Source organism: Aeromicrobium sp. Leaf289, assembly GCF_001423335.1.
Lineage (GTDB): Bacteria > Actinomycetota > Actinomycetes > Propionibacteriales > Nocardioidaceae > Aeromicrobium.
On sequence record NZ_LMNK01000005.1, the window covers coordinates 80,089 to 105,974 of the forward strand.

Below are 25,886 nucleotides of genomic sequence, written 5' to 3' on the forward strand. Positions count from 1 at the left end.
GGTGGGGCCAGGCCGCGGCCCGAGCTCGCTCACGTCCGGACGAACACGCCGTCGGCCTGCAGCAGGCGCCCGGACGGGTCGCTGAACCCGGCGTCGATGGCGGCCATGGTGAACCCGTGGTCGTAGGCGAACGAGACGGCCTCGTCGACCAGCATGCCGCCGGAGTACAGCGGCACGAACGACAGCTCGAGCTGGAGCCCGACGGCCCGCTCGAGCATCGTCGGGCCGCCCGCGAGCACCTCGCGCTCGAAGCCCTGGGTGTCCAGCTTGAGGAACGGTCGACGGGCGGGGTCGTCGGCGAGCTCGTCGTCGAGCCGCGCCACCGTGATGGTCTCGGTGGCGACGTAGCCGACCTCGGGTGCCGCGGCCACGTGACGCTCGTCCATCGGCAGCAGCGAGCTGCTGTCGCTGTTGGAGGCGACGTTGATCTCGGCCTCGCCGGGGGAGGAGCCGAGTGCCCGGTTCCGCACGTCCCAGGCGGGGTCGTCGGCGGCGGCCGCCGCGAGGTCGGCGTAGGCGGCGGCGAGCGGCTCGAACGAGACGAGCCGTCCGGTGTACCCGAACGAGCGCACCTCGCGGGCGAACCCACCTCGGGCCGCACCCACGTCGACGACGAGGTCGACACCGGCGGCCGCCAGGATCCTCTGGCGCCGGGCGCCCGGGTGACGACGCAGCGCGAGGCCCCGTCGGGCCAGCGTCTCGACGGCGGTGCTCCTGAGCCAGGACATCGACACTCCTCTCGGAACCGGTCGGGAGGTCCCGGGGACGAATGTAGTCTTGGCGCGCCTCAGGACGACGACAGGAGCGCGCATGGCGGACCACGTGGCGACGCTCGTCGTGGATCCGGACCACACGGGACACCACTTCCAGTCCGTCTCCTTCGTCGTCGAGCAGGCGGTGCTCGGCGGTCCGGTGGTGCTGCTGACGTCGCACGGGGCCCGGGGCACCGAGGAGTTCGCGGCCCACCTCGCGGAGCTGCACGACGCCGGACGGGTCGAGGTCGTGGAGGCGCTCGACGGAGTCCTGCCGGCCACCGATGCCGTCGCGCGGGAGGTGGCCCGGGTCTGCCGCGAGCGCGGCGACGTCGGGCACGTGCTCGTCATGGACGGTGACCAGCCGCTCAAGCGCTGGTGGCTCGTGGCCCCCCGGGCGTTGAAGGACCTGCCGACGCGGCCCCGCGTGACCTTCATGCTCACCCGCTACCCGGCCCGGCTCGCGCTCACCGACCGCACCGGTTGGCGGCTGCGCGTGCCGAAGGCCACCCTGGCGCTCGCCGCCATGGCCCGACGGTGCCTGCACCGCGTCGTCGGGTTCTCCGGGCGCGACGACGTCGGGACCGGCTGGGTGGTCCGACGGATCGGCGATCCCAACGACGGGACCGCGCACGCCTCCGAGCGTGCACGGTGGCGGGCCGAGCTCGACCTGCCGCTCGACGCCCGGCTCGTCGGAGTCTTCGGGTTCGTCAGCGAACGCCGCAACGCGCCGATGATCCTCGACGCCCTCGTGGCGGAGGACCTGGACGCGGTCCTCGTGGTCGCCGGCGCGCTCACGCCGGAGGTCCGTGCCTGGGTCGAGGGTCTGGCGCCCCACCCGCGCGAACGCCTCCTCGTCCGCGACGCCTACCTCGACAACCCGACGCTCGACCGCTACATCGCCGCCATGGACGCGATCCCGCTGCTGCTCACCAACAACGGCCCGAGCGGCATCATGGGCAAGGCCGAGTCGGCCGGGGTCCCCGTGGTCACCGCCGGGTCCGTGGTGCGCGCCCGCGAGGCCCGTGCCCTGGGGGCGGGCGAGGCGTGCGACCTCGAGGTCGCGTCGGTCGGTCGGGCCCTGCGCACCGTGCTCGCACCGGGGTACCGGGTGACGACCAGGGAGAGCGACCTCGTCACGCCCGCCCGATACGCCCGCGCCATGCTCGGTACGTCGGAGCCGCGCGGACGACCGGACGAGAACCCGTGACGACCACCCAGGAGAGTGGGCGCTGGGGGGAGCGGATCGCCTGGCTCGCCGTCGTCAGCGGTGGCTTCGTCGTGCAGCTGCTCATGACGGTCAGCGGCGTGATCTCCGCCCGTCTGCTCGGCGTGGAGGGTCGCGGTGAGGTGGCCCTCGTCGTCGCCCTCTCCGGCACCGGAGCCGCCTTGACGCTCGGTGGGAGCCTGCCCAACGTCGTGATCAAGCGTCTCGCCGACCGAGGTCTCGCCGCACGCGACGGTCTGGGGCACCTCGCCCGGCGGTGGTCGGTCGTGGCCGTGCTCTGCGCCGTGCCCTTCGGCGTGGTGTTCGTGCTGACGCACGGCGACCTCTCCGCCTCGAGCACGTGGTGGCTGGGTGCGGCGGTGGTGCTGCTCGCACTCGAGAACATGGCGTTCCGCATCGTCACCTCGGCGCTGCTGGGGGAGGGCTCGTCGATGGCGCGGGTGGCCGTGGCGACGTTGCTCCCGCAGACCTTCGTCACCGCGAGCCTCGTGGTCGTGCTGATCGTCTCCGGCAGCGCCACGGCGCTCGGGGTGTGCCTGGTGATGGTGGGCTCGTTCGCACTCGGTCTCGTCGTCGGCGTGCGCCTGCTCGCGCCTCGACGCGGAGGGGAGCCGCTCGAGGAGTCCGACCTGTGGCGACTGGCCCGGTCCACGTACGTGGGCACGCTGGGCCCGATCGACGGCCTGGGCCTCGACCGCATCCTCGTGGGCGCGGTCGCCGGCACGGTCTCGCTCGGCCTCTACGCCACCGCCGGGGCCCTCGCCTCGCTCGCGGCCATGCTGGGATCCGGCATCGCCGTGGTGCTCCTGCCCCGCTTCTCCTCAGCCCAGGCCGCGGCCGACGGTGACGGCCGGCTCGTGCGCCGCAGCCTGGCCCTCTGCGTGGGTGTGCTCGTGCCCATCGTCGTCGTGGTCACCGTGCTCGCCGAGCCCGTCATCGAGATCGCCTTCGGCTCCGCGTTCCTCGACGCCGTGCCGATCGCCCACTGGCTCGTCCCCGCGATGGGGCTGCTGGGCCTGCGCCGCGTGCTCATCGCCATCCTGCAGGGGCGGGAGCGCGGCGGCACGGCATCGCGGATCGAGTTCGCGCTGACCCCCGTCATGGTCGTCGGCGTGGTGCTGGCGGCGGGGTCGGAGTCGGCGACCGCGGTGGCGGTCGTGCTGCTGGGCGTGGCGATCGCGAGCGTGTCGCTGCTGTCGATCGCGGTTTGGCACACAACGCCCCGAACCCACCCTCCGGTGCCCTAGGCTGACGCTCGATGGTCACCGAATCCGGGGTCGCCTCGTCGCCCGACCACCTCAGCTTCTCCCAGCTCGTCTTCTCCGACTACGAGCGCTACCGCCCGGGAGCGCGGGCCTCGTGGCCCGCCGTGATGGTGCGGCTGCCCTCGTTGCCGGGTCTGCTCGCGAGCCTGATCCTGCGGAGCCAGCAGTGCCTCTACCGCGCAGGACGGCGCCGTCTCGCCGACCAGCTCCGCACCCTCGCCAACGTGCTCATCGGTGCCGACCTCGGCGCCGGCATGACGGTCGGTCCCGGCTTCATGATGGCTCACCCGGTGGGCACCACCATCGGCTTCGGGCTGGTCATCGGGCGTGACGTCACCTTCGCCGGCGGGGTCACCTGCGCCGCGCGGTACTACGACGAGCGCGGTGCCGACAACCAGGAGTTCGCGACGATCGGCGACGGCGCGGTCATCGGTGCCAACGCCGTGCTCGTCGGCGGCGTCACCATCGGACGCCGCGCCATGGTCGGAGCCAACTCCGTGGTCCTCTCCGACGTGCCCGACGGGGCCGTCGTCATGGGCTCGCCGGCCCGCCGGGTCGGTTCGCGCGACGTGACGGAAGCAGCCTCATGAGCCAGGGACCCACCTACGAGCCGGCCGCCCACTACGACCACGTCACGGCAGCGTGGCAGCTCCTGCTGGGCGACGAGCTGCACTACGGCGTGTTCGCCGACGGCGACGAGCCGCTCGACGTCGCCACCGCGGCGCTCACCCGCCGCATGGTCGAGGCCGCGCGCCTCCCGGAGGCCGCGGCCTCCGGCACGACGCTGCGCCTGCTCGACGTCGGCTGCGGCTCGGGCGGTCCGGCACGCGCTCTCGCGACCGGCTTCGGGGTCGAGGTCGTGGGCATCACCACGAGTGCCGTCGGTGTGCAGACGGCACGGCAGCGCGCCGCCGACCTCGGCGTCGACGGCGTGAGCTTCGAGCAGCGCGACGGGACAGCCAACGAGTTCCCCGATGCGTCGTTCGACGTGGCGTGGGCGCTGGAGTCGGCGCACCTGATGCGTGACCGTCCTGCGCTGCTGTCCGAGTGCGCCCGGGTGGTCCGTCCCGGCGGGCGGGTGGTCCTGTGCGACCTGCTGCGGCACCGCGAGATCCCGTTCGCCGAGGTGCGCGCACGACGCCAGGACTTCGCGACCCTCCGTGAGGCCTTCGGCGACGCGCACTTCGAGCCGCTCGCCTACTACGCCGACGGACTGGCCGCGCTCGGTCTCGTGGTGGAGGTGGCCGACGACCTCACGCAGCCGACCCTCCCCACCTTCGACCGCTGGCGCGCCAACGCCGCGACCCACCACGACGAGGTGGTCGAGCTCATCGGGCACGAGGGGCACGAGGCCTTCGTGCGCTCGTGCGACGTGCTCGAGGAGTTCTGGCGCGACGGCACCTTCGGCTACGGCCTCGTGGCCGCCCGTCGACCCGGCTGAGTCCGTACGTGACGCCCGCCCGGTCACGTCGTTGTGCACGGCGTGGCGGACCAGCCACCTTCCCCGAGACGCAGGAGACAGCATGAGCACCGCGCCCGCCGACGTCGAACGCACGGTCGTCGCGTTCCTCACGAGCCTCGACAAGCTGCCCGAGGGCTTCGACGCCACGACGCCGCTCTACGTCGGGGGCGCCGACCTGGACTCGCTCGAGACCGCCGAGCTGTCGGCCACGCTCGAGGACGAGCACGGCAGCGACCCCTACTCCGCGGGCGACATGCCGCAGACGCTCGCGGACATCCAGGCGTTCTACGCCTCGGTCGCCGGCGCCTCCTAGACCGTCGTGCACGAGCTGCTGCGCCGGGTCGCCGACGTCGACCCCGACCGGGTGGCCGTCGTGACCCACGACGGCTCGTGGACGTACGCGCAGGTCCTCGAGGCCGCCGAGCGTGCGGCGTCGGCACTGACCGACCTCGCCGGCGACGCGCAGGGCGGCCGCCGGCTCGGCGTCGTCGACTTCGAGGCGGCCGACGTCGTGCCGCTGCTCGCAGCCGCCTCGCTGGTGGGGGCGGAGGTCTGCCTCTACCCGCCCGTGGAGCCGGACGAGGTCGCCGACCTGGCACGTCGGCTCGACCACGAGGTGCTCGTGACCGACCGCGACGACCTCGACGGGGCCGCCGCCACCGTGCTCGACGTCCGCGACCTGCTCGACGACGGCCCCCGCGGGCCCTCCGCCGCGGCCGTCGCGGACGCGGACGCCCGCCCCCACCTCGTCCTCACCACCGGCACCACCGGCGCACCACGGGGCGTGCGGCACGACTGGGAGCGGCTGCTGCGCGGGGTCCGCCGGGTCGGCCCCGCTCCCGAGCAGCGCTGGCTGCTGGCCTACGGCCTGCACCAGTTCGCCGGGCTGCAGGTCCTTCTGCACGTGCTCGCCGCGGGCGCCACGCTCGTGGCTCCCGCACCGCGCCGCCCCCGCGAGGGCCTGGCCGCCATGCGCGCGCTCGGCGTCACCCACGCCAGCGCCACCCCCACCTACTGGCGCTTCCTGCTGGCCGAGGCGCGCGGGGACGGTCTCGGTCTCCCGCCGCTCGAGCAGGTCACGATGGGTGGGGAGGCGATCCCCGGTCCGCTGCTCGGCGACGTGCACGCGGCGTTCCCCTCCGCCTCGGTGTCGCAGGTCTACGCCGCCTCCGAGTTCGGCTCCACCGGGTCGCAGCGCGACGACCGCCCGGGCCTCTCGACCGACGTCCTCGACCGCGGCGACGACGCCGACGTCGACCTGCGGATCGTCGACGGCGAGCTGTGGATCCGGTCGCGCACCGGGATGCTCGGCTACCACGGCGACGAGCCGGTCGACCCCGACGCGTGGCGCCCCACCGGGGACCTCGTCGAGGTCGTCGACGACCGCATCCTCTTCCGCGGCCGGTCCTCGGAGGTGATCAACGTCGGCGGGGTCAAGGTCCACCCGCTGCCGATCGAGGAGCGTGTCGGGGCGGTGCCCGGCGTCGACGTCGCCCGGGTGTTCGCCCGCCCCAACCCCATGACGGGGTCGGTCGTGGCGCTGGAGGTCGTGGCCGCACCCGGGCACGACCACGACGCCCTCAAGGCGAGCCTCAAGGCCGCCTGCGCCGACCTCCCACCCGCAGCCCGCCCCCGCAGCATCCGCTTCGTCGACGACGTCGCGACCGCCGGCGGGAAGATCGTCAGGAGACAGCAGTGACCAGTACCGAGCAGACCGGGCAGACCGAGCAGACCGGGGGCCGCGTCGTCATCGTCACCGGCGGCAGCCGTGGCCTGGGTGCCGGCATCGTCCGCTCCTACCTCGCCGAGGGCGACCTGGTGGCCACGTGCTCGCGCAGCCGCACCGACGAGGTCGACGCGTGGGAGTCCGACCCGGCCACGGCCGACCGCTTCCTCTTCCAGCCGGCCGACCTGTCGCGCGTGGAGGACGCCGAGGCGTTCGTGAAGGCCGTCGTCGACCGGTGGGGACGGGTCGACGTGCTCATCAACAACGCCGGGGTGGCGCGCGACGGGATCCTGGCACTGTTCTCCGACGACGACGTCGACACGGTGGTCGACCTCAACATCAAGGGCACCGTCTACATGACCCGCCTGGTCAGCCGCCGCATGCTCGCGCGGCGCAGCGGCCACATCGTCAACATCTCGTCCATCGTCGGCCTGTCGGGCTACCGGGGACTCGCCGTGTACAGCGCGTCGAAGGCCGCGCTCGACGGCATGACCCGTGCCCTCGCCCGTGAGCTCGGCTCGCGGGGGATCGTGGTCAACGGCATCGCCCCCGGCTACCTGCGCACCGAGATGAGCCACGGGCTCGACGAGGGCCAGCTGGTCCAGATCGAGCGGCGCACCCCGGCCGGTCGCCTCGGCGACCCCGAGGACATCGCGCGCGTGTGCCGGTTCCTCACCGACCCCGCGAACACCTATCTCACCGGGCAGGTCCTCGTCGTCGACGGTGGTCTGACGGCGTGACCGCCCCGGACGCCTCCGGGGCGGACGGCGCGCCGGCGCTGCCGCTGCCGGTCCGCGTGCTCGTCAAGGGTGCGTCGACCGTCAACTGGATCTCGTGGATGGGCGGCCCGCGGACCGACTTCATCCTGCCGCGGGTCATCGAGGAGCGGCTGCTCGCGAGCGGTCGGCCGTGCACCGTCCACACCCACAGCGTCGCGTCGGAGCCCACCCACGGCGTCCTGCAGACGTGGGAGCGCGAGGTCCTGGGTCTCTCGCCCGACGCCATCGTGCTCGTCTACGGCCACTACGAGACCATCCACCTGCTGCTGCCCCGGTGGCTCGAGCGTCATGCCAACAGCCTGCGCGGTCGTCCGCGACGGGTCCGGCTGCTCTACCGGCGCCGCGTGGTCCGGCCGGTCTGGATGTTCCTGGCCCGCGTGCAGGCCGCGGTCGACGTGAGGGTCGGGCACCGTGTCCGCACCCGTCGCCACGAGAAGGTGGTCGCCGACCTCGAGGCGTACGTCCGCCACGTGCGCAAGGTCGGCAGCCCGCTGGTGCACCTGGTGGAGCTGCTGCCCCCGCACGAGAAGTACGTGAGCTGGTTCCCGGGCATGCCGCGGCGCATCCACCGCATGAACGAGGCGCTCGACGACCTCGTGCGCCGGTTCGACGACCCCGAGGTCCGGTTCGTGCGTGTGGCCGACCTCGTCGACAGCGTGGCGGGCGGCGATCTCGCGGTCGCGATCCCCGACGGCTTCCACTACTCCCCGGCCATGCACCGGGCCGTGGGCGAGCGAATCGCGGCGAGCATCACGCAGTGGGCCGAGGGGCAGCCCCACCTCGCTCCGTAGATCGCCGCCGGCCGACTACCAGGACCGGTGCAGCGGGCGTCCCTCGTCGTAGCCCGCAGCACTCTGGAGGCCGACCACGGCATGCTCCGCGAACTCCGGCAGCGAGCGAGCGCCGGCGTAGGTGAAGCTCGAGCGGACCCCTGCGGTGATGGCGTCCACCAGGTCCTCGACGCCCGGCCGCTCCGGGTCGAGGTACATGCGCGAGGAGCTGATGCCCTCCTCGAAGAGGGCCATCCGCGCGCGCTCGAAGCCGGCGGCGTCGCGGGTGCGGTTCGCCACGGCGCGCGAGCTGGCCATGCCGAACGACTCCTTGTAGGCCCGTCCGTCGGCATCGACCTTGAGGTCGCCGGGGCTCTCCAGCGTTCCTGCGAACCACGACCCGATCATCACGTTGGCCGCACCGGCGGCGAGCGCGAGCGCGACGTCGCGCGGGTAGCGGACCCCTCCGTCGGCCCACACGTGAGTGCCGAGCTCGCGCGCGGCGGCCGCGCACTCGAGCACCGCCGAGAACTGGGGGCGCCCGACACCGGTCATCATCCGCGTGGTGCACATGGCGCCCGGTCCGACGCCCACCTTGACGATGTCGGCGCCGGCCGCGACCAGGTCGCGGACGCCGTCGGCCGAGACCACGTTGCCGGCCGCCACCGGGATGCGCCGGCCGGTCCGCGCGGCCACCTCGTCGCGGGCGTCGCGGACGAGCGGCAGGACGTCGAGCATCTTGTGCTGGTGACCGTGCGCGGTGTCGACGACCAGCACGTCGACGCCGGCATCGAGCAGTGCCAGGGCCTTGGCCCGCACGTCGCCGTTGATGCCGACCGCCGCGCCCACCACGAGGCGACCGTCGGGGTCGGTGGCGGGGGTGTAGATGGTGGAGCGCAACGCGCCCGTGCGGGTGACGACGCCGACCAGGCGACCGTCCTCGACGACCGGCGCCACCGCCAGGTGGCTGCCCGCCAGGGCGTCGAAGTAGTCCCGGGGGTCCAGGCCGGCCGCGACGGTCCGCACGTCGGTCGACATCACCTCGTGGACCTGGGTGAAGCGGTCGACCTCCAGACCGTCCCGCTCGGTCACCACGCCCAGCGGCCGGCCGTCCTCGACGACGAGGAGGGCGCCATGAGCGCGCTTGGGGAGGAGGCTGAGCGCCTCGCCGACCGTCGTCGCTGGCGGGACGGTCACCGGGGTGTCGTACACGGTGTGCGCGGACTTGACCTGCTGCACCGTCGCGGCGACCACGTCGAGGGGGATGTCCTGCGGGATGATCGCGATCCCGCCGCGACGAGCGATCGTCTCGGCCATCCGGCGACCCGAGATGGCCGTCATGTTGGCCACGACCAGCGGGATGGTGGTGCCCGTGCCGTCGCCGGTGGACAGGTCGACGTCGAAGCGGGACGTGACGTCGGAGCGCCGCGGCACCATGAAGACGTCGCTGTAGGTCAGGTCGTGCGCGGGCTGCAGGCCGTTGAGGAACTCCACCCGCGGAAGTCTAGGTCGGTGCCGGGTGACCGGTGCCGGGTGACCTGGGCCGCCCTGGCTCGTTGAGACCGGTGGACCGCCACCCGAGCGCGTCCCGGGAGGACCAGACGATGCACACCGGCACCACCGCCACGACGTTGCGCCACCGCGGCGATTCCACCTCCGGCAGCGCCCCGCGCTCCGTACGATCGCTCGCATGACGACGTCGCAGGTCCCCGCGCACCGACCGCCCTCGGCGAAGGAGCGCGCCGCCAAGGTGCTGCCCGGTCCGGTGGTCGCCGGCCTCGACCGCGCCGTGTTCGGGCTGCGCCGCAGCAGGGTCCGCGCGGCTCACGCCGTCCTCGGCAAGGCGGGTCTGAACATCGTCAAGAGGGCCGACTACTACTCCACGCTGCCGGTGCTGTCCGAGATCGAGGACACCCGCGAGCGGTGGGACCGTCCCAGCGCGCTGGTAGGCCTCGATCTCGACGTCGACGCCCTCACCGCGACGCTGCGTGGCCTGGCGCAGCGGTGGGAGCCGGAGTTCGCCGCCACCACGGGCGAGTACCTCCAGAACACCGGTCGCGGCTTTGGCCCCGGCTACCCCGAGCTCGATGCCCGCACCCTCTACTACGTGCTGCGCGAGCACAAGCCGCGCCGCTACCTCGAGGTCGGCTCGGGCCTGTCCACCTACTACGCGTCGCTCGCCGCGCAGCAGAACGCCGCCGAGGGATCGCCGCTGAGCCTCACCTGCATCGAGCCCTACCCGTTCGACGCGCTGCGCACCCTGCCCGACTTCGAGCTCGTCGAGGGCTTCGTGCAGGACGTCCCGCTCACCACGTTCGAGAACCTCGAGGACGGCGACGTGCTGTTCATCGACTCCTCGCACGCGCTGAAGATCGACAGCGACGTCGCCTACCTGTTCCTGGAGGTGCTGCCGCGCCTCGCGCCCGGCGTGCACGTGCACATCCACGACGTGCACTTCCCGTACAACACGCCGTTCCCCGCCGACACCTGGTTGTTCGGCGAGCGGTGGCCCGTGTACTGGAACGAGGCGATGGTCGTCCAGACCTTCCTGGCCTTCAACAGCGCCTTCGAGGTCACGCTCTCCACGCCCCTCGTGCGCCACCACGACGAGTCGGCGCTCGTCGACCTCCTCGACGACTACGTCCCGCTGGCTGACGACCCGAACCCGCCGTCGTCGCTCTGGATCCGCCGGGTGCGCTGACCGGGCCGGTCCTCACGTCGGTGCGGCGAGCAGCTCCTCGAGGGCGTCGAGCACGACCGCGACCGGGATGTCGACGTCGGCCTGCACGCGGTTCATGGCGCGTTCGGGCCGGTCGCGCTCGACCGGTTCGGCCACGACGTAGCGGTACGTCGAGGCGGGCACGTTGGAGGTGATCGCCCAGTAGCCAGGGTTGAGGTAGCGGGGGGCGAACAGCTCCAGCACCTTGACACCCTCGGGAGCGAAGTTCAGGTTCACCAGCCCGGCGCCGTGCGGAGCCACCACCACCTCGGCGGCGGCGAAGTGGTCGATCTGCGCCTGCACGCTCACGGAGCCCGGGTCGAACCGGACGAACCCCTGCCGCTCCAGGTGGGGCAGCAGGGCTGCCTCCTGCACGTAGCGGCGGGTCTGCGGCCGGTCGCCGCGGGTGACGTAGAGCCGGCGCGGCTTGTCGGACACGTCGCGGGCGGGGAGGTTCTCGCGCAGCCAGCGGGTGACCCACGGCGGCGCGAGGGTGCTGTGGTTGTCGATCGTGGGCACGAGCAGGCGGTCCGCCCGCAGGTGCAGACGCGACGTCGGCTGCACGAGGGGGTACCGGTCGAGGCCCGTCATGGCCACGAGCTGACGGTCCCAGCGGCTGGTGTGGCCCACGACCACCTGGTCGGGCCGCTCGTCGGGGAAGAGGTCCTGGAACAGGCCCCAGCGCGGAAGGGCGTCCATGAGGGAGTGGTAGTAGTTGCGCCCGGACGCGTGCGAGGCCAGCGACAGGACCGTCCCCGGGACGTGCTCCGGCTCCGGCAGGCGCAGTCGCAGGTGCACCGGGTGCTCGGTGGGGCGTCGGATGCCGAAGTACGGGCTCGTCTCGAGGTCGAGCGTGCCGCGCGGCGTGAGTGTGGCGGCGGCCTCGCCGACGAGCCGTCCGCCGCTGACCTCCAGCACCGAGCGGGGTGGACGCTGCAGGACGCGGACGTCGTCCCAGAAGCGCAGACCACCCGGTCGCCCCGCGGGCGCGTCGCGCACGACGCCCAGCGGATCGCCGGTCTCGTGCACGCGGACGTGCTCGGGCTCGGCGGCGGCGGTGGCCCGGGACTCGGTGCTGATGCGCGTGGGGACCGACCGTGGTCCACCGTCGCCGACCGCCCGAGTGGCCACCCCGACCGCCCGGGTCGCCGCGCGGTGGGCCCGCTTGGCCGCGGGCCACAGCGGCATGAGCGCCGGGGGGAGACGGGTCATGCCGCGCGGGCGAACCAGGCGTTGCCCAGACCGGGCTTGTCCGGCGAGGGCTCGTCGCGGACGAGGTCGAGGCCGACGTCGCGCAGGAACCGGACGAGGTCCAGCAGCTGGTGGCCCTCGACGGGGTGGTACTCCATGACGACCCGCTGGACGTCGCGCCAGAGCGCCGGGTCGCTAGTGAGGATGTAGCCGTACTCGGCGCCCTCGGCGTCGCTCTTGAGCAGGTCGACCCGTCCGCCGGCCGCGGCGTGCACGTCGGCGAAGGTGACGCACGGGACCTCCACCTCGGCGCCGAGCCCCTCCGGCGCCGTGAGGCCGTTGTGGGCGCTCGCCTCGCCGTTGTCGACGAACGTGAGCGTGCCGCGGTGGTCGGCGACGGCCTGGGCGTGCACGTGCAGCCGGTCGACGAAGCCGTTGGCCTCGGCGTTGCGGCGGGTCCACTCGGCGGTGGAGGGCGACGCCTCGTAGGCGTGCACGGTGGCCCCGGGCGCCCGCGAGCAGAGCGTGGCCGAGAAGCTGCCGATGTGGGCGCCGACGTCGACGGCCACGAAGTCGGGGCGCAGGCCCGCCGTGAGCTCGTCGATGCGGTACACGTCGTCGGCCGTGATCTCGTACACCGGGAACCGTGCTCCGGGTGCGTTAGGCGTGTGGATCGTCAGCCCGGAGCGGGTCCGGAACGTCACCTCGCCACCCCGCGCCATGGCCGTCAGGAGCTGCGGTCCGTTCCGGAAGTGGGTGAACGACTGGCGTACCCGCCGGGCCGCGTACCCGAGTCCGCGCAGTGCCATGTCTCTCCTTCGTCGCCGAACCTCGACCATTCAACCGCGCACGTCGGCGAAGGTCACGGGGATGCGGATCTCGTACCCGGGCACGGGACCGAGGAGGTCGTTCACCGAAGGTCGAAGAGCAGCGTCTCGGGCTGCTGCGACCCCGGCGGCGGACTGCTCTTCTGCACACGGGACCGCACGCCGCGCAGCAGGTGGCGCAGCCGCAGGCTCCCGCTCTGGGCGGTGTTCTGGTCGAACAGCTCACGGACCCGCGAGAGCGTGGACTCCTCGACGGGCTGGCGGCCGGTCTCGCGGGCGTACTGCAGCAGCGCCGGGAGGTCCAGCTCCTCCCACGTCGCGGTCTCGGTGGTCTCGGGTGCGGCGAACAGGCCGGAGGCGGCGAGCGTGTCGGTGACGGGGGCTGCAGCGGTGGGTCGACGTCCGACCACCTCCCGCAGGCGCCTCACCCAGGGCAAGGTCTCGTCGTGCGTGCGCGACAGCGTCGACAGCACGCCGCCGGCCCGCAGGACCCGGGCGTACTCGGCCAGCACGGTCTGGTCGTCGTTCAGCTGGGGGGCGACCACGGCGTCGAAGGAGTCGGCCACGAACGGGAGCCGCGGTCCGGCCGAGCGGACGTAGAGGACGTCCTCGGAGCGCACGGTGCGCACGTCGTCTCCCGCGACGACGACCTCGTGGCCCTGGCCCGCGAGCCGGAACGCGAGCGAGGAGTCCTCGAGCAGCAGCACGCACGAGAGCCGGTCGCCCACGAGCCACTTGACGAGTCGATCGTGCGCCTCGTCGGTTCCGGGGGACGAGGCGCGGGCCGACTGGTCGAACAGCTCGCTCACCCCCGCAGGCTACCGGTCGCACCGCGCCCCCTCGGTACGCTTCGGGCGTGTCAACCTCCCCCGATCCGTTCCTGCCCGCGGCGTCCCTCGAGGGTGTGCCGTCGGCCTTCGCGGCAACGCGCGACGGCATCGACGCGCTCCTGCGTGACCGGGGCCTGCGGCGGAGCACCCCCGAGGACACCGCCCGCTCCCTGCTCCTGGGTGCCGTGGCGACCGCTCGGCTCGAGGGCAGCGACCTCCCCGCGGTCGACGACGACGATCCCGCGGTCGAGCTGCTCGCGGCCGGCGGTGGCGACGCCGTCGCGCGTGCCGCGGTCCGGCTCGGCACGGAGCTGCTGGGGCTCGTGCCGGTGTGGAGCCGCTCGCCGCTCCAGGCGTTCGCGCGCCTGCACGCCCTCGCGGCCGCGGGCAGCGTGCCCGACGACGCGCTGGGTCGGCCCGCCGACGCCGCCGGCGCCGCCCGGCTCGGCGAGCTGGCCCGGGTCGTCGCCCAGCCCACGGAGGCGCCCGGCCTGGTGGTGGCGGCCCTCGTGCACGCCGAGATCGCGACGTCAGGAGCGTTCGCGGCCCACGGGGGCATGGTGGCGCGTGCCGCCGAGCGGCTCGTGCTCGTCGTCAAGGGCGTCGACCCGGCGTCGGTCGTGGTGCCGGAGGCGGGCCACGCCGCCGAGCCCGCCGGCTACGGGGCGGCGCTCACGGCCTACGCCCGGGGCGACGCCACCGGCATCCAGCAGTGGCTCCAGTACGCCTCGCAGGCCCAGGCCCGCGCGGCCGAGGCCTCGCCCCTGGCCGTCGGCCGCCGCTGACCGGCCCCGACCGACCGGAGCCGGCCGACCGGAGCGGCCTGGCCGCAGCCGGCGCCCGCACACGACGACGCCCGGCCACCCCACGGGTAGCCGGGCGTCGGCAGGCGTCAGACGCGCGGGGCGAGCTGGTCGTAGATCCAGGCGTAGGTCTTCTCCAGACCGTCGCGCAGCGAGATCGAGGGCTCCCAGCCGTAGATCTCGTGGAACATCGTGTTGTCGCTGTTGCGGCCGCGCACGCCCTGCGGCGCGGTGAGGTCGTGCTCCTTGCTGACCGTGATCCCGGCGATGTCCTCGAGGATCCCGATCATCTGGTTGATCGTCACGAGCTCGGACGAGCCGAGGTTGACCGGCTCGACGTTCTCGCCGGCCAGGATCTCCTGGGTGCCGCGCACGCAGTCGTCGATGTACATGAAGCTGCGGCTCTGCTCGCCGTCGCCCCACACGTCGATGGTGTGCTCACCGGTCAGCTTGGCCCAGGCGATCTTGCGCGAGAGCGCGGCGGGCGCCTTCTCGCGGCCCCCCTCGTACGTGCCGTCGGGGCCGTAGACGTTGTGGTAGCGAGCCACCCGGGTCTGCAGGCCGTAGTCCTCGCGGAAGTGGCGGGCCATGCGCTCGCTGAACAGCTTCTCCCAGCCGTAGCCGTCCTCGGGCTCCGCCGGGTACGCGTCGGACTCCTTGAGCGCGGTCACGTTCGGGTCGGTCTGCTTGGTCCCGTTGTAGACGCAGGCCGAGCTGCTGTAGAAGAACTGCTCGGTGCCGGCGTCGCGCGCGGCGACGAGCATGTTCGTGCTGGTGAGCACCGAGAGCATGCACTCGGCCTTGTTGTTCTCGATGAAGCCCATGCCACCCATGTCGGCGGCCAGGTTGTAGATCGCCTGGGTGCCGACCGACATCTTGTGGGCGTCGCCCATGTCGGAGCAGTCCGCCACGAGGCTCTCGGCGTCGTCGTGCACCTGGTACCACTCGGACGTCGGCTTCTTGTCGACCGCGCGCACCTCGCGTCCCTGCGCCAGCAGGTCCGCCACAAGGTGGCCGCCGATGAAGCCGCCCGCTCCCGTCACCAGTACCGTCATCGCTCTCGTCCTCCGTGGGAAGTTGTGGGGTCCGCGGCGTCTTGCGTCCGCGGTCCGTCGTACCCCTAACAACGACCGAGGTCCGAGAGGTTACGAGTGGATCGTGATGCACCCCACGTCACGGACGGTCTCGATCCGTCGCCTCCAGAGCGTGACAGCGGGCGCCCCGACTCGTTCAGGGTTGTGGTGCGAGGGAGCCTCCCGGCTCCCCCAGGTCACCTACACTCGGGAGACCCGCCGTGCTCGGCGGGAGGAGGAGGCACAGCCGTGGAGCTGCGGCAGTTCTTGGGCGCTCTGCGCGCGCGCTGGGTGTTCAGCACCGTGACGTTCCTCGCCGGGGCGGTCCTGACCGTCGCGGCGGTGTTCCTCATGACCCCGCAGTACGGTTCGAGCGTCAAGCTGTTCGTCTCCACACCGTCCGGCGGGTCCGCCGAGTACGCGGCCTCCTTCATCGTCACCCAGCGCGTCGCGTCCTACGCCGAGCTGGCCACGGACCCGTCGGTGCTCCAACGCGTGGTGGACTCCCTCGATCTGGACATGACGCGCGAGGACCTCGAGGGCCGTGTGTCGGCCTCCGTGATCACGGGGACGCAGACCATCGAGCTCGACGTGACCGCCGAGACGCCCGAGCTGGCCCAGCAGATCGCGAAGGCCGAGGCCGAGGAGGTCGTGGCCCTCGTCGAGCAGCTCGAGCGGCCCGCCGTCGAGGACGAGGAGCCCGCCATCGCGGCCCGGATCGCCGCCGAACCCAGCATCAGCGACACCCCGGTCTCGCCCAACATCCCGCTCAACCTCGGCATCGGGCTGCTCGTCAGCCTCTTCGTCGCGATCGTCGGCGCCCTGCTGCGCGACCTGCTCGACCGTACGGTCAAGTCGCGCCAGGACGTCGAGAAGATCAGCGGCCACTCCGTGCTCGTGACGCTGCCCTACGACCCACAGGTCAAGAAGACCCCGTTGGCCACGGAGGTGGGCGGCAGCCTCGCGGAGGCCTTCCGCGTGCTGCGGACGAACCTGCAGTTCGCCGACCTCGACGCCGAGCGTCAGGCCATCCTGGTCTCGAGCGCCCTGCCCGACGAGGGCAAGACGCTGGTGGCCACCAACCTCGCGCTGACCATGGCCCAGTCCGGCCGCTCGGTGCTCCTCATCGATGCCGACATGCGCAACCCCAACGTCGCGGAGCTGCTCGGCCTCGAGAACTCCGTCGGCATCGTGACGGTGCTGGTGGGGCGCACGTCCATCGAGGACGCCACGCAGCCGCACGTGAGCGGCATCAGCTTCATGGGCACCGGACCCGCCCCGCCGAACCCGGCCGAGGTCCTCGACACCCAGGCCATGCGCGACCTCATCTCGCGGGTGCGCAAGGAGTACGACGCGGTCATCATCGACGCGCCCCCCATGCTCCCGGTGGCCGACGCTTCGATCCTCATGACCGAGGTCGACGGGGCGCTCCTGCTGGTGCGCCACGGCTCCACCACGCGCGAGCAGCTGCGTCTGGCCGTGGCACGCATCCACGCCGTGGGCGGCCGGCTGTTCGGCACGATCCTCAATCGCACGCCGCGACGCTCGGGCGACGCCGACGGCTACGGGTACGGCTACGGGCACGGGTACGGGTACGGCTACGCGCCCACCCCGGCGGCCGAGCCGGCGTCCTCGACCCGCGGTCGGCGCATCGGCCGCCGCGTGAAGCGCTGACGGAGGCCTCATGGCCGTGCTGGAGTCGGTGAAGGAGCGCGTGGGCCCACGGGAGCGTCGGGCGATCAGGGCCGCGGTTCTGCCCGTCCTGGTCGTGGGTGTGCTGCTGGTCGTGCTGGTTCCGTTGTCGTCGCTCGGCGGGGTGGGGGCCGGGCTCGCGCTGACCTTCGCGGTCGGTCTCGTCGTCCTCGCCGCGGTCGGGGTCGAGAGCACGGCGGTCGCGGTCCTCGCGATCGGGATCGCCCTGTCGCCGCTCGACAACTTCCGTCCGATCGGGGCGCTGGCGTTCGCGTCGCTGTCCGACCTGGTGCTGCTGGCGGGTCTGCTTGTCCTCCTGCCCGTGCTGCTGCGCAAGCCCCTGCCGAGCGAGTGGCTGTTCCTCGCCGCCGCCGGAGGGCTCGTCGTCGTCGGGCTGGTGTCGTCCGCCGGTGCCGAGGAGAGCGGTGCGAGCCTCAACAGCCTGCTCCGGCTGCTCGTGGGCGCGCTGCTCCTGCCCGTCGCCTTCATGGTCTGGCGGCCATCGCGAGGCGTGGTCGTCGGCTTCGCGCTCATGTACGTGGTCGGCAACGTGGGCAACCTCGTGGCGGCGTACACGGTCGGCGAGTCCTCCTGGGACGGACGGCGCATCGGCTACTCGACGCACCCCAACGTGATGGGCCTGTGCGCGATGCTCGGCCTCGCACTCGTGCCGTTCCTCCTGCGGGTGCTTCCCCGCCGGTGGTCCTGGCTGGTCCTCCTGCTGGGCGCCGCGTGCGCGTGGAACGTCTGGGTCAGCGGCAGCCGGGCCGCGCTCGTGGTCGCCGTCGCGGTCGCCGTGCTCTTCGTGGCGCTGGAGCGTCGGGTCGAGGTCGCCCTCGCGCTCTTCGGGCTCGCCATCCCCGCCCTGTGGATCGTCGGCAACGCCCTGACCGGCGGCGGCTCGATGCAGAACAACGTGCTGGGCCGGCTCCTCGGCGGTGGCACGGCCGCCGGGTCCGACGCCGAGCGGGAGTACCTCGCCAAGGTGGCGCTCGACGCCTTCACGTCCCACCCCGTGCTCGGCATCGGGCTGGGCGACGTGATGGAGGCCCACAACATCTACCTGCAGGTCGCGGCGGCCGTCGGCATCGTCGGCACCGCGGTCTACCTGGTGCTGCTCGCGTCAGTGGCGCTGAGGGCGATCACCCTCCCCGGCCCGTCCGCGCTCCTGGCCCTGCCCGTCCTCGGCTACGCCATGATCGGCCTGATGACCACGATCCTCTGGGACCGCTACGTCTGGGCCGTGCTCGCGCTGCCCTTCCTCGTCCGTCTCGGTGACGGCGCCCCCGAGGCGGACCCCGCCGACACCGTTCCCTCGACCGACCAGTGGGAGACCGCATGACCGTCCTCGACCGCGCCACCTGGGTGGCGCGCCGCACCCGCCAGACCGTGTCGGTCTTCGACAACGGCTGGAGCGTCCTGCGCCAGCTGGCCGCCCGTGCCGACGAGCTGGCCTTCGAGGTGCACGGCTTGACGATCCACTGCCCGAACGTGCCGGGTGCGCGGGTCCCCGTGTACGAGGTGTTCGCCGAGGACGAGTACTCGCTGGACTGGTTCGGGCACGGCCTGCCCGACGACGTGCACGTGGTCGACATCGGGGCGCACATCGGCTGCTTCTCGACCGACCTCCTGCGGCGGTTCCCCGGGGCCACCGTCCACTCCTACGAGCCGACACCGTCCACCGGTGCCTACACCGTGCGCAACGTCGAGTCCAACGGTCTCGCCGACCGGATCACCGTGCACCGCACCGCCGTCGGCTCGCGGGCCGGCACGTTGGTGATGGCCGACAACGGACCGGGCAGCGGCCACAACGGCGTCCTGCACCTCGGCGAGGCCGGGTCCGTCGAGATCGAGGTCGCCTGCGACAGCATCGCCGACGCGTTCGCCGCGGCCGGCGGTCGGGTGGACCTGCTGAAGATGGACGCCGAGGGAGCGGAGTACGGGATCCTGCTCGACTCCGACCCGACCCTCTGGTCGGGCGTGCGGCGGCTCGTCATGGAGTACCACCACTCTGAACAGCACGGCTTCGACGACCTGCGGACGTTCCTCGAGGGCACGGGCATGACGCTGGTGCGGCACGAGACCGGAGGCCCCGGCTTCGGTCTGGCCTGGTTCTCGCGCGACGCGCTGCCGCCCCACGTCGCGGTCTGACGTCGGCCCCCTGGGGACGCCGGCACCGACGGTCGCGCACGAAGAAGGACGGCGCCACCGCTCGGGTGACGCCGTCCATGGGTCCGGCCGCGCTGCAGCTACCAGGCGTGCACTTCGTCATCGTCGCCTCGGGGCCGCTCGTCGCGGATGTCCCGGGAGCGACTGCCCAGTGGGACGGGAGATCGCCGCGTGGGTACTGAGGTGCCGGGCCGTCTGTGGAGTTGTCCTGCCCTCAGTTGTACGCCGCTGCCAGGACGCGCGGTAGCCCTACGGGGCCGTAACCTTGCGTGCCGCGGTTCACAAGCGCACGTGGCCCGTGCGGGGTCGGGGCGGATCGGTTCAGGTGTGGGGGAGGACCCGCTGCAGCAGCGACGGTGACGCGCGACGCGACCGCCGACGGGCGAGCAGGGCGACGCCACCTGCCGCTGCGACCGCCCCGAGGGTCCAGGCGGCGCGACCCGTGGGGCTGTGCAGGCCGAGCCTGCTGCGCAGCGCTACCGGCCGGGCGAAGGCCAGCACCGGCCAGTCCCGCTCGGCGGCGATCCTGCGCAGGGTCTTGTCGGGGTTGACGCAGAACGGGTGACCCACCGTCTCGAGCATGGGCACGTCGGTCTCGGAGTCGGAGTAGGCGAAGCACGCGTCGAGGTCGTAGCCACGTTCCTCGGCCAGTCGCTTCATCGCGGTGGCCTTGTGCGGGCCGTAGGCGTAGAACGCGACCTCGCCGGTGTAGCGGCCGGCGTGCTCGACGAGACGCGTGGCGATGACGTCAGAGACGCCCAGGAGCTCGCCGACGGGCTCCACGACCTCCGACCCCGAGGCCGAGACGATCACGACGTCGCGACCGGCACGTCGGTGGTGCTCGATCAGGTCGACGGCCTCGGCGTAGACGATGGGGTCGATGACGTCGCGCAGCGTGCGGCGCACGGACTCGCGCACGATCTCCACGTCCCACCCGGCGACCATGGCCGTGAGGTAGGTGCGCATCCGCTCGAGCTGGTCGTGGTCCGCGCCGTTGAGCCCGAACAGGAAGTTCGCGTATGCGCTCCGCAGGACCGCACGGCGCGTGAGCAGCCCGCCCTCGAAGAAGGGCTTGCTGAAGGCCAGGGTGCTGGACCGGGCGATGATCGTCTTGTCCAGGTCGAAGAACGCGGCCGTACGGGGGCTCACCCGCCCAGGATAGGCCGACCCGGCCGTCAGGTGGTCCCCGCGTGGACACGGCTTGGGTGGTCGCGTCGTCCACAGGGCGCCCGGCGGCGTGCGCGGCGTCGTCCACAGGCCGCTCGTGAGGTCTCGTCCGCGGCTCCCGTCCCTGGTTCTGTGGGCGCCATGGACGCCGCACACCTGCTGGTCGCCACGGGCGACGCCGACCTCCTCGACGACGCCCTCCGGTGGTGCGCCGCGGTGGGCGTCACGCCGGAGGTCGCGTCCGACGCGGTCACCGCTCGGCGCGCCTGGTCCACGGCGTCGGCCGTGCTGCTCTCGGCCGACCTGGCGGGACCGCTCGCCCGCACGGCTCCGCCACGTCGTGACGGCGTGCTCGTGCTGGGTGGGGAGCCCGGCGGCACCGCCGGCGACACGCTCTGGCGCGACGCGGTGCTGCTCGGCGCCACGGCCGTGCTCGACCCCACCGACGAGACCGCCGTGCTCGCGCGACTCGGGGAGCTGCTCGACGGACGCGACGAGGCGGCGTTCCTCGCCGTCGTCGGTGCCGTCGGCGGGGCGGGCGCCTCCACCTTCGCCACCGCGGTGGCCCTGCACGCCGGTCGGCGCGGCCACCGCCCCGTCCTCGTCGACGCCGACACCAGGGGGGCCGGCGTCGACCTCGTCCTCGGCGCAGAGCGCGCCGAGGGGGTGCGGTGGCCCGAGCTCGGTGGCGCCGGCGGGCACGTCGGCGCCACCCGGCTCGCGCGTCTGCTGCCCGTGCACCACGGCGTGGCCGTGCTGGCCTGCCCCCGCGACGGCTCCGCCGTGCCGGTCGACGTCGCCCCCGACGTGCTGACCGCCGCCTCGCGTGCCTTCGACGTGGTCGTCGCCGACGTGCCCCGGCACCTCGACCCGCTCGGGTCGGCGGTGCTCGCGCGGTGCGAGGGAGCGGTGCTGCTGGTGCCCGAGGACGTGCGGTGCGTGGCGGCCGCGCGCATCGTGCTGGCCCAGGTGCGCGAGCACGTCCCACGGGTGGCGCTCGTGACGACTCGGCGCGCCGGAGGCGTCGGCTCGGGCCCGGTGGCCGAGGCGCTGAGGCTCCCGGTGGTCGCGCGGGTCGCCCACGACCGTCGGCTGAGGGCCGACCTCGACCACGGCCGCGGCCCCGGACGGTCGCGCCCGCTGCGGCGGGCGTCGGGGCAGGTGCTCGACGTCCTCGGCCTCGCGGCGGCAGGTCCGTCGTGACCACGATCGACGCCGCGCTCGTCGGACGGGTGCGCTCGCGGCTCGCCGCCGAGGTGCGCGAGCCCAGCGCGCAGGCCGTGGCCGAGGCCCTGGGGCTCGAGGCCGGGCTGCACGGCAGCGCCACGGTGCTCGCCGTGGTCGACGCCCTGCAGCGGGAGCGGCGCGGCGCGGGTGTCCTGCAGCCGCTGCTCGACGACGCCGACGTCACCGACGTGGTGGTCAACGGGGCCGGCGCCGTGCACGTGGACCGTGGGCACGGGCTCGAGCGGACCGACCTGCGGTTCCCCGACGACGCGGCGGTGCGACGACTGGCCCAGCGACTGGCCGCCCAGGCCGGCCGACGGCTCGACGACGCGAGCCCCTGGGTCGATGCGCGGCTGCCCGACGGCACCCGTCTGCACGCCGTGCTGGCACCGCTGGTGCGCCCCGGCACGGCCATCAGCCTGCGCGTCCCGGCCCGGCGCTCGTTCACGCTCGAGCAGCTGGTGGCCGCCGGCGGGATCCACGTCGAGGCCGCTCGGCTGCTGCAGCGCGTCGTCGCGACCCGGGTCGCCTTCGTCGTGAGCGGCGGCACCGGCAGCGGCAAGACCACGCTGCTCGGCACGCTGCTGGGGCTCGTGCCGTCCGCCGAACGACTCGTCGTGGTCGAGGACGCGGCCGAGCTGGCCCCGGACCACTCCCACGTCGTATCGTTGGAGGCCCGACCCGCCAACGCGGAGGGCGCCGGCCTCGTGACCGTGCGCGACCTCGTGCGGCAGGCGCTGCGCATGCGGCCGGACCGGCTCGTCGTCGGCGAGGTTCGCGGGGGAGAGGTCGTCGACCTGCTCGCCGCGCTCAACACCGGGCACGAGGGCGGCTGCGGCACCATCCACGCCAACTCCGCGGCCGACGTCCCGGCCCGGTTCGAGGCGCTGGGGGTGGCCGGAGGCCTGGCACGCGACGCCGTGCACAGCCAGCTGGCGGCCGGGGTCGACGTCGTGGTGCACCTGCGTCGCGGTCGCGACGGTCTTCGTCGAGTCGAGGAGGTCGGTGTGCTGCACGCGGCGGGGCCCGACGGGCACGGGACGGTCCGCTCCGTGCGCGCAGCCGGGCTCGTCGACGGTCGCTGGACCGACGGCCCCGGTCGTGACCGGCTCGAGGACCTGCTGGACAGCCACGCATGACGGGGTCCACGGTCCTGGTCGCCGTGGTGGCGGCGGGACTGTCCGGGTGCGCGGTCCTGCTCTGGCTGCCGCCTCCGACGTGGCTGGTCGCCCTGCGCCTCGGGCCCGCGACGTCGCCGCCGCACCAGGGTGAGGGGCCGCCGTCCGCAGCGGCACGCCCGCTCCTGCTGCGGGTGGTGGCGTGGCGCCGCTGGCGGTCGTGGGTGCCCGTCGCGCTCGCAGCCGCTGCGGCCCCGTGGTTCGTCACGTCGCCCGTGTCCGCCCTGCTCCTGGCCACGGTCGCGGCCGTCGCCGTGGTGGCGTCGTCGTTCGTCGAGCGGCACCGCGCCGCGCGCGCCGCGAGCGAGCTGGCGGTGCGGGTCGCGGCCACAGTCGAGCTGCTCGCGGCCGAGCTGCGCACCGGGGTGCTCCCTCCCGTGGCCCTGCGCGGAGCGTGCGACGACCTGCCCGACCTGCGGCCCGTCGCCGAGGTGGCGGCCCGCGGCGGCGACGTGCCGGCCGCGCTCGACGGCGTGTCCCGTCTCCCGGGCGCCGGCGACCTCGCCGACGTCGCTGCCGCCTGGTGTGTGGCCGAACGTGCCGGTGCGCCGGTCGCGGACGTGCTCGACCACGTGGTCGAGGCGTTGCGCGCGGACCACGACCTTGCTCGAGAGGTCCGGGCGGAGTGCTCCTCGGCTCGTGCCACCGCTCGGCTGCTGGCGGTCCTGCCGCTGCTCGGGCTCGGCCTCGGCTCCGGTCTCGGCGGGGACCCGGTGCACGTGCTCACCGGCACCCTGCCGGGCGTCGTGTGCCTCGCGGCCGGGTGCGCGCTGGCGGCCACGGGGCTGGCCTGGGTCGAGCGCATCACCACCCGCGCCGAGGTGGGCGCGCGATGAGCCTGGCAGCGGCGCTGGTCGCGGCCGCCGCGGCCTGGCTGGCCGTGCCCGTCCCGGCCACCGACCGGCTCCGGGCGCTCACCACCGTTCCGACCTCGCGTCGGCGTCCGTCGCCGACCAGCGTGGCGACCGTCCTCACCCCGATCGCCTGCCTCGTGGTGCTCGGACCGGTGATCGGTCTCCTCGTCGCCCTCGCAGCCACCCCGGCGGCGCGGGCGGCGGTCGCGACCATGGCCACGGCGTCCTCGCGGCGGCGTGACGAGCAGCTGCAGCGCCAGCTGCCCGTGGCGCTCGACCTCGTCGTCGCCGTGCTGGCGTCCGGGCGACCGGCCGTCGTCGCGTTCGAGGTGGTCGGCGAGGTGGTCCCTGAGCCGCTCGCGACGGAGCTGCAGCAGGTCGGGCGACGGCTGCGCTCGGGCACGGACCTGCCTGCGGTGTGGGAGGTGCTCGCCCGGCACCGGGTGCTGGGCGCCTTGGGTCGCGCGTTCCGGCGGGCCGAGCAGTCCGGCTCGCCCGTGGCCGCGGTGCTGGCCGCCGCGGCAGCGGACCTGCGCCGCGACCGGGCGTCCCAGGCGCGTGAACGCGCGCGGGCGGTCGGCGTGCGCACCGCCGCCCCGCTCGGGCTCTGCTTCCTCCCGGCCTTCTTCCTCGTGGGGATCGTCCCGACCCTCATCGGCGTCGCGTCGGGGCTCGACCTGCTGGGCGGATGAGTGTGCCCGCTCGGCCGTCCACAGGCCGGACCGCCCGCGGGCCCGCTCGTCCACAGGTCGCCGACGAGGTGGTCGTCCGGGCACGGGTGCGACCCATCTCCTGGGTGTCAGCACGTTCCACGAAAGGACACCCCATGAAGAACCTCCAGCACTCCACCCTCCAGGACCGGGCGACCCTCGGCCTCTCGCGTCTGCTCGCCCGCGGCGCCCAGCGTCGCGACCAGGGCATGACCACCGCCGAGTACGCCGTCGGCACCCTCGGCGCCTGCACCGTCGGTGGCGTGCTCGTGAAGGTCGGCCAGTCGGAGTGGTTCGGCGAGCTCGTCCGCGACGTCATCGACAACATCCCGAGCCTCCTGCCCAACCTCTTCTGACCGACCTCCGGTGGGGCCGTCGCGGCGTTCACCAGGCCCCGACGGCCCCACCGGATCGAGCCACCGCACCTCGACCACAGCACCGACCCGACTCCCCAGGAGCCCACCGTGCACCAGCGCACCTCCTCCACCTTCGACGTCTCGTCCCTCTGCCGGACCGCCGCCCGCCGCTCCCGCCGCGGCGCTCGACGCGAGCACGGCATGACCACCGCCGAGTACGCCGTCGGCACCCTCGGGGCCGCCACCTGCGCCGCCGTCCTGGTCCACCTCGGGGCCGACGGCTGGTTCTTCGACCAGCTGCGCGAGATCTTCGCTCGCGCGCTCGACCCGACCACGCTCGTCGAGCACCTGCGCCGGGGCAGGCCGTGGACCCCGATCCGATGACCGGGCGCGGCGAGAAGGGCACGGCCACCGCCGAGCTGGCCGTCCTCGCCCCGTTCGCGCTCGTGCTCGTGCTGCTGCTCGTGTGGGTGGCGTCGCTCGGGGTGACCCAGGTCCGGCTCGTCGACGCCGCTCGCGAGGGTGCGCGGCTCGTCGCACGTGGCGAGGCCGACGGTGGGGCCACGGCGCTCGTCCGCCGACTCGCGCCGGCCGGTGCCCGGGTACGGGTGCAGGAGCAGGACGGCACGGTCGTGGTCACGGTCAGGGTCCGGTCCCGCGCACCGCTGGGCTTCGGCACCACCGTCGGGTCCCGCGAGCTCAGTGCGACGGCCGTCGCGGCCGCGGAGGCACCGTGAGCTCGGCCGCGTCCGGCCGACACCCCGAGGACGGTGCGGTCACGGTGCACGCGCTCTGGGTCGTCGCCGTCCTGGTCGGCGTGGTGGCGCTGGGGCTGCAGGTCATGGCCCTCGTGGCGCTGCGCCACCAGGTGGCGTCCGCTGCCGACCTGGCCGCACTCGCGGGCAGCCGCGCGAGCGCCGAGGGCGCCGACGGCTGCGCGGCCGCGCACCGGCTGGCCCACCGCAACGACGTGCGGCTCGAACGCTGCCGCATGGACCTCGACGTCGCCACCGTGACCGCGGTGGGCTCGGCCCGCCCCTGGTGGGGCGGGACGTGGACCACGCGCATCGAGGCCCGCGCCGCCCCTTCCTGGTACGAGCGTTGACCC

The 25,886-nt window shown here is 73.7% G+C and carries 28 protein-coding genes; 21 read left to right on the plus strand and 7 right to left on the minus strand.

Features of this window, described 5'->3' with window-relative positions:
• Positions 1–29 precede the first annotated feature (29 nt).
• A complete protein-coding gene (locus tag ASF37_RS15160) occupies positions 30–728 on the minus strand; it encodes an FkbM family methyltransferase (RefSeq protein WP_055969691.1) in 699 nt (232 codons plus the stop codon).
• Between the two features lie 82 nt (positions 729–810).
• Here ASF37_RS15160 and ASF37_RS17275 point away from each other — a divergent pair, with 82 nt between their 5' ends.
• From ASF37_RS17275 to ASF37_RS15200, 8 genes are all read left to right on the plus strand, one after another.
• Positions 811–1,962, plus strand: a complete 1,152-nt coding sequence (locus ASF37_RS17275; RefSeq protein ID WP_056552827.1) for a hypothetical protein — start codon at positions 811–813, stop codon at positions 1,960–1,962.
• Positions 1,959–3,227, plus strand: a complete 1,269-nt coding sequence (locus ASF37_RS15170; protein WP_055969685.1) for a lipopolysaccharide biosynthesis protein — start codon at positions 1,959–1,961, stop codon at positions 3,225–3,227. Before ASF37_RS17275 ends, ASF37_RS15170 begins: the two co-directional genes overlap by 4 nt.
• Before the next feature lie 11 nt (positions 3,228–3,238).
• Positions 3,239–3,835 (plus strand): serine O-acetyltransferase, encoded by a 597-nt coding sequence (locus ASF37_RS17700; RefSeq protein WP_055969682.1) that lies wholly within the window; start codon positions 3,239–3,241, stop codon positions 3,833–3,835.
• Complete coding sequence (locus ASF37_RS15180; protein ID WP_056581468.1) at positions 3,832–4,686, plus strand: cyclopropane-fatty-acyl-phospholipid synthase family protein; 855 nt, start codon at positions 3,832–3,834, stop codon at positions 4,684–4,686. The genes ASF37_RS17700 and ASF37_RS15180 overlap by 4 nt, the downstream gene beginning before the upstream one ends.
• A gap of 82 nt (positions 4,687–4,768) precedes the next feature.
• Positions 4,769–5,020 (plus strand): hypothetical protein, encoded by a 252-nt coding sequence (locus ASF37_RS15185; protein WP_055969676.1) that lies wholly within the window; start codon positions 4,769–4,771, stop codon positions 5,018–5,020.
• A 6-nt stretch (positions 5,021–5,026) separates the two neighbouring features.
• Positions 5,027–6,406: a class I adenylate-forming enzyme family protein gene (locus tag ASF37_RS15190; RefSeq protein ID WP_056581471.1), complete on the plus strand. Its 1,380-nt coding sequence runs from the start codon at positions 5,027–5,029 to the stop codon at positions 6,404–6,406.
• Positions 6,403–7,173, plus strand: a complete 771-nt coding sequence (locus ASF37_RS15195; RefSeq protein WP_055969671.1) for an SDR family NAD(P)-dependent oxidoreductase — start codon at positions 6,403–6,405, stop codon at positions 7,171–7,173. Before ASF37_RS15190 ends, ASF37_RS15195 begins: the two co-directional genes overlap by 4 nt.
• Positions 7,170–8,003 carry an SGNH/GDSL hydrolase family protein gene (locus tag ASF37_RS15200; RefSeq protein WP_056581473.1) on the plus strand — a complete coding sequence of 278 codons (834 nt, stop codon included), beginning with the start codon at positions 7,170–7,172 and terminating at the stop codon, positions 8,001–8,003. Before ASF37_RS15195 ends, ASF37_RS15200 begins: the two co-directional genes overlap by 4 nt.
• A 15-nt stretch (positions 8,004–8,018) precedes the next feature.
• Here the strand turns inward: ASF37_RS15200 and ASF37_RS15205 are convergent, their stop codons facing one another.
• Positions 8,019–9,476 (minus strand): GuaB1 family IMP dehydrogenase-related protein, encoded by a 1,458-nt coding sequence (locus tag ASF37_RS15205; protein WP_056552810.1) that lies wholly within the window; start codon positions 9,474–9,476, stop codon positions 8,019–8,021.
• 196 nt (positions 9,477–9,672) lie between these two features.
• Between ASF37_RS15205 and ASF37_RS15210 the strand changes: the two genes are divergently transcribed.
• Complete coding sequence (locus ASF37_RS15210; protein ID WP_056552807.1) at positions 9,673–10,683, plus strand: class I SAM-dependent methyltransferase; 1,011 nt, start codon at positions 9,673–9,675, stop codon at positions 10,681–10,683.
• 12 nt (positions 10,684–10,695) lie between these two features.
• Here ASF37_RS15210 and ASF37_RS15215 read toward each other — a convergent pair whose 3' ends face one another.
• The 3 genes from ASF37_RS15215 to ASF37_RS15225 form a co-directional block, all read right to left on the minus strand.
• Positions 10,696–11,913 carry a DUF563 domain-containing protein gene (locus ASF37_RS15215; RefSeq protein WP_082495559.1) on the minus strand — a complete coding sequence of 406 codons (1,218 nt, stop codon included), beginning with the start codon at positions 11,911–11,913 and terminating at the stop codon, positions 10,696–10,698.
• A complete protein-coding gene (locus ASF37_RS15220; RefSeq protein ID WP_055969660.1) occupies positions 11,910–12,701 on the minus strand; it encodes an FkbM family methyltransferase in 792 nt (263 codons plus the stop codon). The genes ASF37_RS15215 and ASF37_RS15220 overlap by 4 nt, the downstream gene beginning before the upstream one ends.
• 101 nt (positions 12,702–12,802) lie before the next feature.
• A complete protein-coding gene (locus ASF37_RS15225) occupies positions 12,803–13,528 on the minus strand; it encodes a class I SAM-dependent methyltransferase (RefSeq protein ID WP_055969657.1) in 726 nt (241 codons plus the stop codon).
• A 47-nt stretch (positions 13,529–13,575) separates the two neighbouring features.
• On the opposite strand from ASF37_RS15225, the gene ASF37_RS15230 reads away from it, so the two are divergent.
• Positions 13,576–14,334, plus strand: coding sequence for a hypothetical protein (locus tag ASF37_RS15230; RefSeq protein ID WP_056581484.1), 759 nt, complete (start codon positions 13,576–13,578; stop codon positions 14,332–14,334).
• 107 nt (positions 14,335–14,441) lie between these two features.
• Here ASF37_RS15230 and ASF37_RS15235 read toward each other — a convergent pair whose 3' ends face one another.
• Positions 14,442–15,407: an NAD-dependent epimerase/dehydratase family protein gene (locus ASF37_RS15235; RefSeq protein ID WP_056552797.1), complete on the minus strand. Its 966-nt coding sequence runs from the start codon at positions 15,405–15,407 to the stop codon at positions 14,442–14,444.
• Between the two features lie 267 nt (positions 15,408–15,674).
• Here ASF37_RS15235 and ASF37_RS15240 point away from each other — a divergent pair, with 267 nt between their 5' ends.
• Genes ASF37_RS15240 through ASF37_RS15250 form a run of 3 tightly spaced genes read left to right on the plus strand, consistent with a single transcriptional unit; the run spans position 15,675 to position 19,268 of the window.
• Positions 15,675–17,099 carry a polysaccharide biosynthesis tyrosine autokinase gene (locus ASF37_RS15240; protein ID WP_056552793.1) on the plus strand — a complete coding sequence of 475 codons (1,425 nt, stop codon included), beginning with the start codon at positions 15,675–15,677 and terminating at the stop codon, positions 17,097–17,099.
• 10 nt (positions 17,100–17,109) lie between these two features.
• The gene (locus ASF37_RS15245; RefSeq protein ID WP_056581488.1) at positions 17,110–18,459 is read left to right on the plus strand and encodes an O-antigen ligase; all 1,350 of its coding nucleotides are present in this window, start codon (positions 17,110–17,112) and stop codon (positions 18,457–18,459) included.
• Positions 18,456–19,268 carry an FkbM family methyltransferase gene (locus ASF37_RS15250; RefSeq protein WP_156368221.1) on the plus strand — a complete coding sequence of 271 codons (813 nt, stop codon included), beginning with the start codon at positions 18,456–18,458 and terminating at the stop codon, positions 19,266–19,268. Before ASF37_RS15245 ends, ASF37_RS15250 begins: the two co-directional genes overlap by 4 nt.
• Before the next feature lie 339 nt (positions 19,269–19,607).
• Here the strand turns inward: ASF37_RS15250 and ASF37_RS15255 are convergent, their stop codons facing one another.
• Positions 19,608–20,435 carry an HAD family phosphatase gene (locus ASF37_RS15255; RefSeq protein ID WP_082506551.1) on the minus strand — a complete coding sequence of 276 codons (828 nt, stop codon included), beginning with the start codon at positions 20,433–20,435 and terminating at the stop codon, positions 19,608–19,610.
• 159 nt (positions 20,436–20,594) lie between these two features.
• On the opposite strand from ASF37_RS15255, the gene ssd reads away from it, so the two are divergent.
• The 8 genes from ssd to ASF37_RS17395 all read left to right on the plus strand — a co-directional run bounded on the left by ssd (position 20,595) and on the right by ASF37_RS17395 (position 25,883).
• Complete coding sequence (gene ssd / locus ASF37_RS15260; protein ID WP_082506552.1) at positions 20,595–21,656, plus strand: septum site-determining protein Ssd; 1,062 nt, start codon at positions 20,595–20,597, stop codon at positions 21,654–21,656.
• Positions 21,653–22,819 carry a TadA family conjugal transfer-associated ATPase gene (locus ASF37_RS15265; RefSeq protein ID WP_055969637.1) on the plus strand — a complete coding sequence of 389 codons (1,167 nt, stop codon included), beginning with the start codon at positions 21,653–21,655 and terminating at the stop codon, positions 22,817–22,819. The genes ssd and ASF37_RS15265 overlap by 4 nt, the downstream gene beginning before the upstream one ends.
• Positions 22,816–23,694, plus strand: coding sequence for a type II secretion system F family protein (locus tag ASF37_RS15270; RefSeq protein ID WP_056581497.1), 879 nt, complete (start codon positions 22,816–22,818; stop codon positions 23,692–23,694). Before ASF37_RS15265 ends, ASF37_RS15270 begins: the two co-directional genes overlap by 4 nt.
• Complete coding sequence (locus ASF37_RS15275; protein WP_056581499.1) at positions 23,691–24,404, plus strand: type II secretion system F family protein; 714 nt, start codon at positions 23,691–23,693, stop codon at positions 24,402–24,404. Before ASF37_RS15270 ends, ASF37_RS15275 begins: the two co-directional genes overlap by 4 nt.
• Positions 24,405–24,538: 134 nt before the next feature.
• Entirely contained in the window at positions 24,539–24,778 is a 240-nt protein-coding gene (locus tag ASF37_RS17280) for a DUF4244 domain-containing protein (protein ID WP_056552781.1), read from the plus strand.
• Between the two features lie 108 nt (positions 24,779–24,886).
• On the plus strand, positions 24,887–25,162 hold the full coding sequence (locus tag ASF37_RS15285; protein ID WP_056572980.1) for a DUF4244 domain-containing protein: 276 nt from the start codon (positions 24,887–24,889) through the stop codon (positions 25,160–25,162).
• The gene (locus tag ASF37_RS17390) at positions 25,144–25,515 is read left to right on the plus strand and encodes a TadE family type IV pilus minor pilin (RefSeq protein ID WP_162239964.1); all 372 of its coding nucleotides are present in this window, start codon (positions 25,144–25,146) and stop codon (positions 25,513–25,515) included. Before ASF37_RS15285 ends, ASF37_RS17390 begins: the two co-directional genes overlap by 19 nt.
• Positions 25,512–25,883: an Rv3654c family TadE-like protein gene (locus ASF37_RS17395; RefSeq protein ID WP_056581505.1), complete on the plus strand. Its 372-nt coding sequence runs from the start codon at positions 25,512–25,514 to the stop codon at positions 25,881–25,883. Before ASF37_RS17390 ends, ASF37_RS17395 begins: the two co-directional genes overlap by 4 nt.
• The last annotated feature ends 3 nt before the right edge of the window (positions 25,884–25,886 follow it).

Excerpts from the sequence above, each read along its gene's own strand:
- ASF37_RS15250 (WP_156368221.1), top strand. The coding sequence starts at position 18,456 with ATGACCGTCCTCGACCGCGCCACCTGGGTGGCGCGCCGCACCCGCCAG.
- ASF37_RS15235 (WP_056552797.1), bottom strand. The coding sequence starts at position 15,407 with ATGACGGTACTGGTGACGGGAGCGGGCGGCTTCATCGGCGGCCACCTT.
- ASF37_RS17280 (WP_056552781.1), top strand. The coding sequence starts at position 24,539 with ATGAAGAACCTCCAGCACTCCACCCTCCAGGACCGGGCGACCCTCGGC.
- ASF37_RS17275 (WP_056552827.1), top strand. The coding sequence starts at position 811 with ATGGCGGACCACGTGGCGACGCTCGTCGTGGATCCGGACCACACGGGA.
- ASF37_RS15180 (WP_056581468.1), top strand. The coding sequence starts at position 3,832 with ATGAGCCAGGGACCCACCTACGAGCCGGCCGCCCACTACGACCACGTC.
- ASF37_RS15220 (WP_055969660.1), bottom strand. The coding sequence starts at position 12,701 with ATGGCACTGCGCGGACTCGGGTACGCGGCCCGGCGGGTACGCCAGTCG.
- ASF37_RS17700 (WP_055969682.1), top strand. The coding sequence starts at position 3,239 with ATGGTCACCGAATCCGGGGTCGCCTCGTCGCCCGACCACCTCAGCTTC.
- ASF37_RS15275 (WP_056581499.1), top strand. The coding sequence starts at position 23,691 with ATGAGCCTGGCAGCGGCGCTGGTCGCGGCCGCCGCGGCCTGGCTGGCC.
- ASF37_RS15160 (WP_055969691.1), bottom strand. The coding sequence starts at position 728 with ATGTCCTGGCTCAGGAGCACCGCCGTCGAGACGCTGGCCCGACGGGGC.
- ASF37_RS15215 (WP_082495559.1), bottom strand. The coding sequence starts at position 11,913 with ATGACCCGTCTCCCCCCGGCGCTCATGCCGCTGTGGCCCGCGGCCAAG.
- ASF37_RS15185 (WP_055969676.1), top strand. The coding sequence starts at position 4,769 with ATGAGCACCGCGCCCGCCGACGTCGAACGCACGGTCGTCGCGTTCCTC.
- ASF37_RS15210 (WP_056552807.1), top strand. The coding sequence starts at position 9,673 with ATGACGACGTCGCAGGTCCCCGCGCACCGACCGCCCTCGGCGAAGGAG.
- ssd (WP_082506552.1), top strand. The coding sequence starts at position 20,595 with ATGGACGCCGCACACCTGCTGGTCGCCACGGGCGACGCCGACCTCCTC.
- ASF37_RS15270 (WP_056581497.1), top strand. The coding sequence starts at position 22,816 with ATGACGGGGTCCACGGTCCTGGTCGCCGTGGTGGCGGCGGGACTGTCC.
- ASF37_RS15245 (WP_056581488.1), top strand. The coding sequence starts at position 17,110 with ATGGCCGTGCTGGAGTCGGTGAAGGAGCGCGTGGGCCCACGGGAGCGT.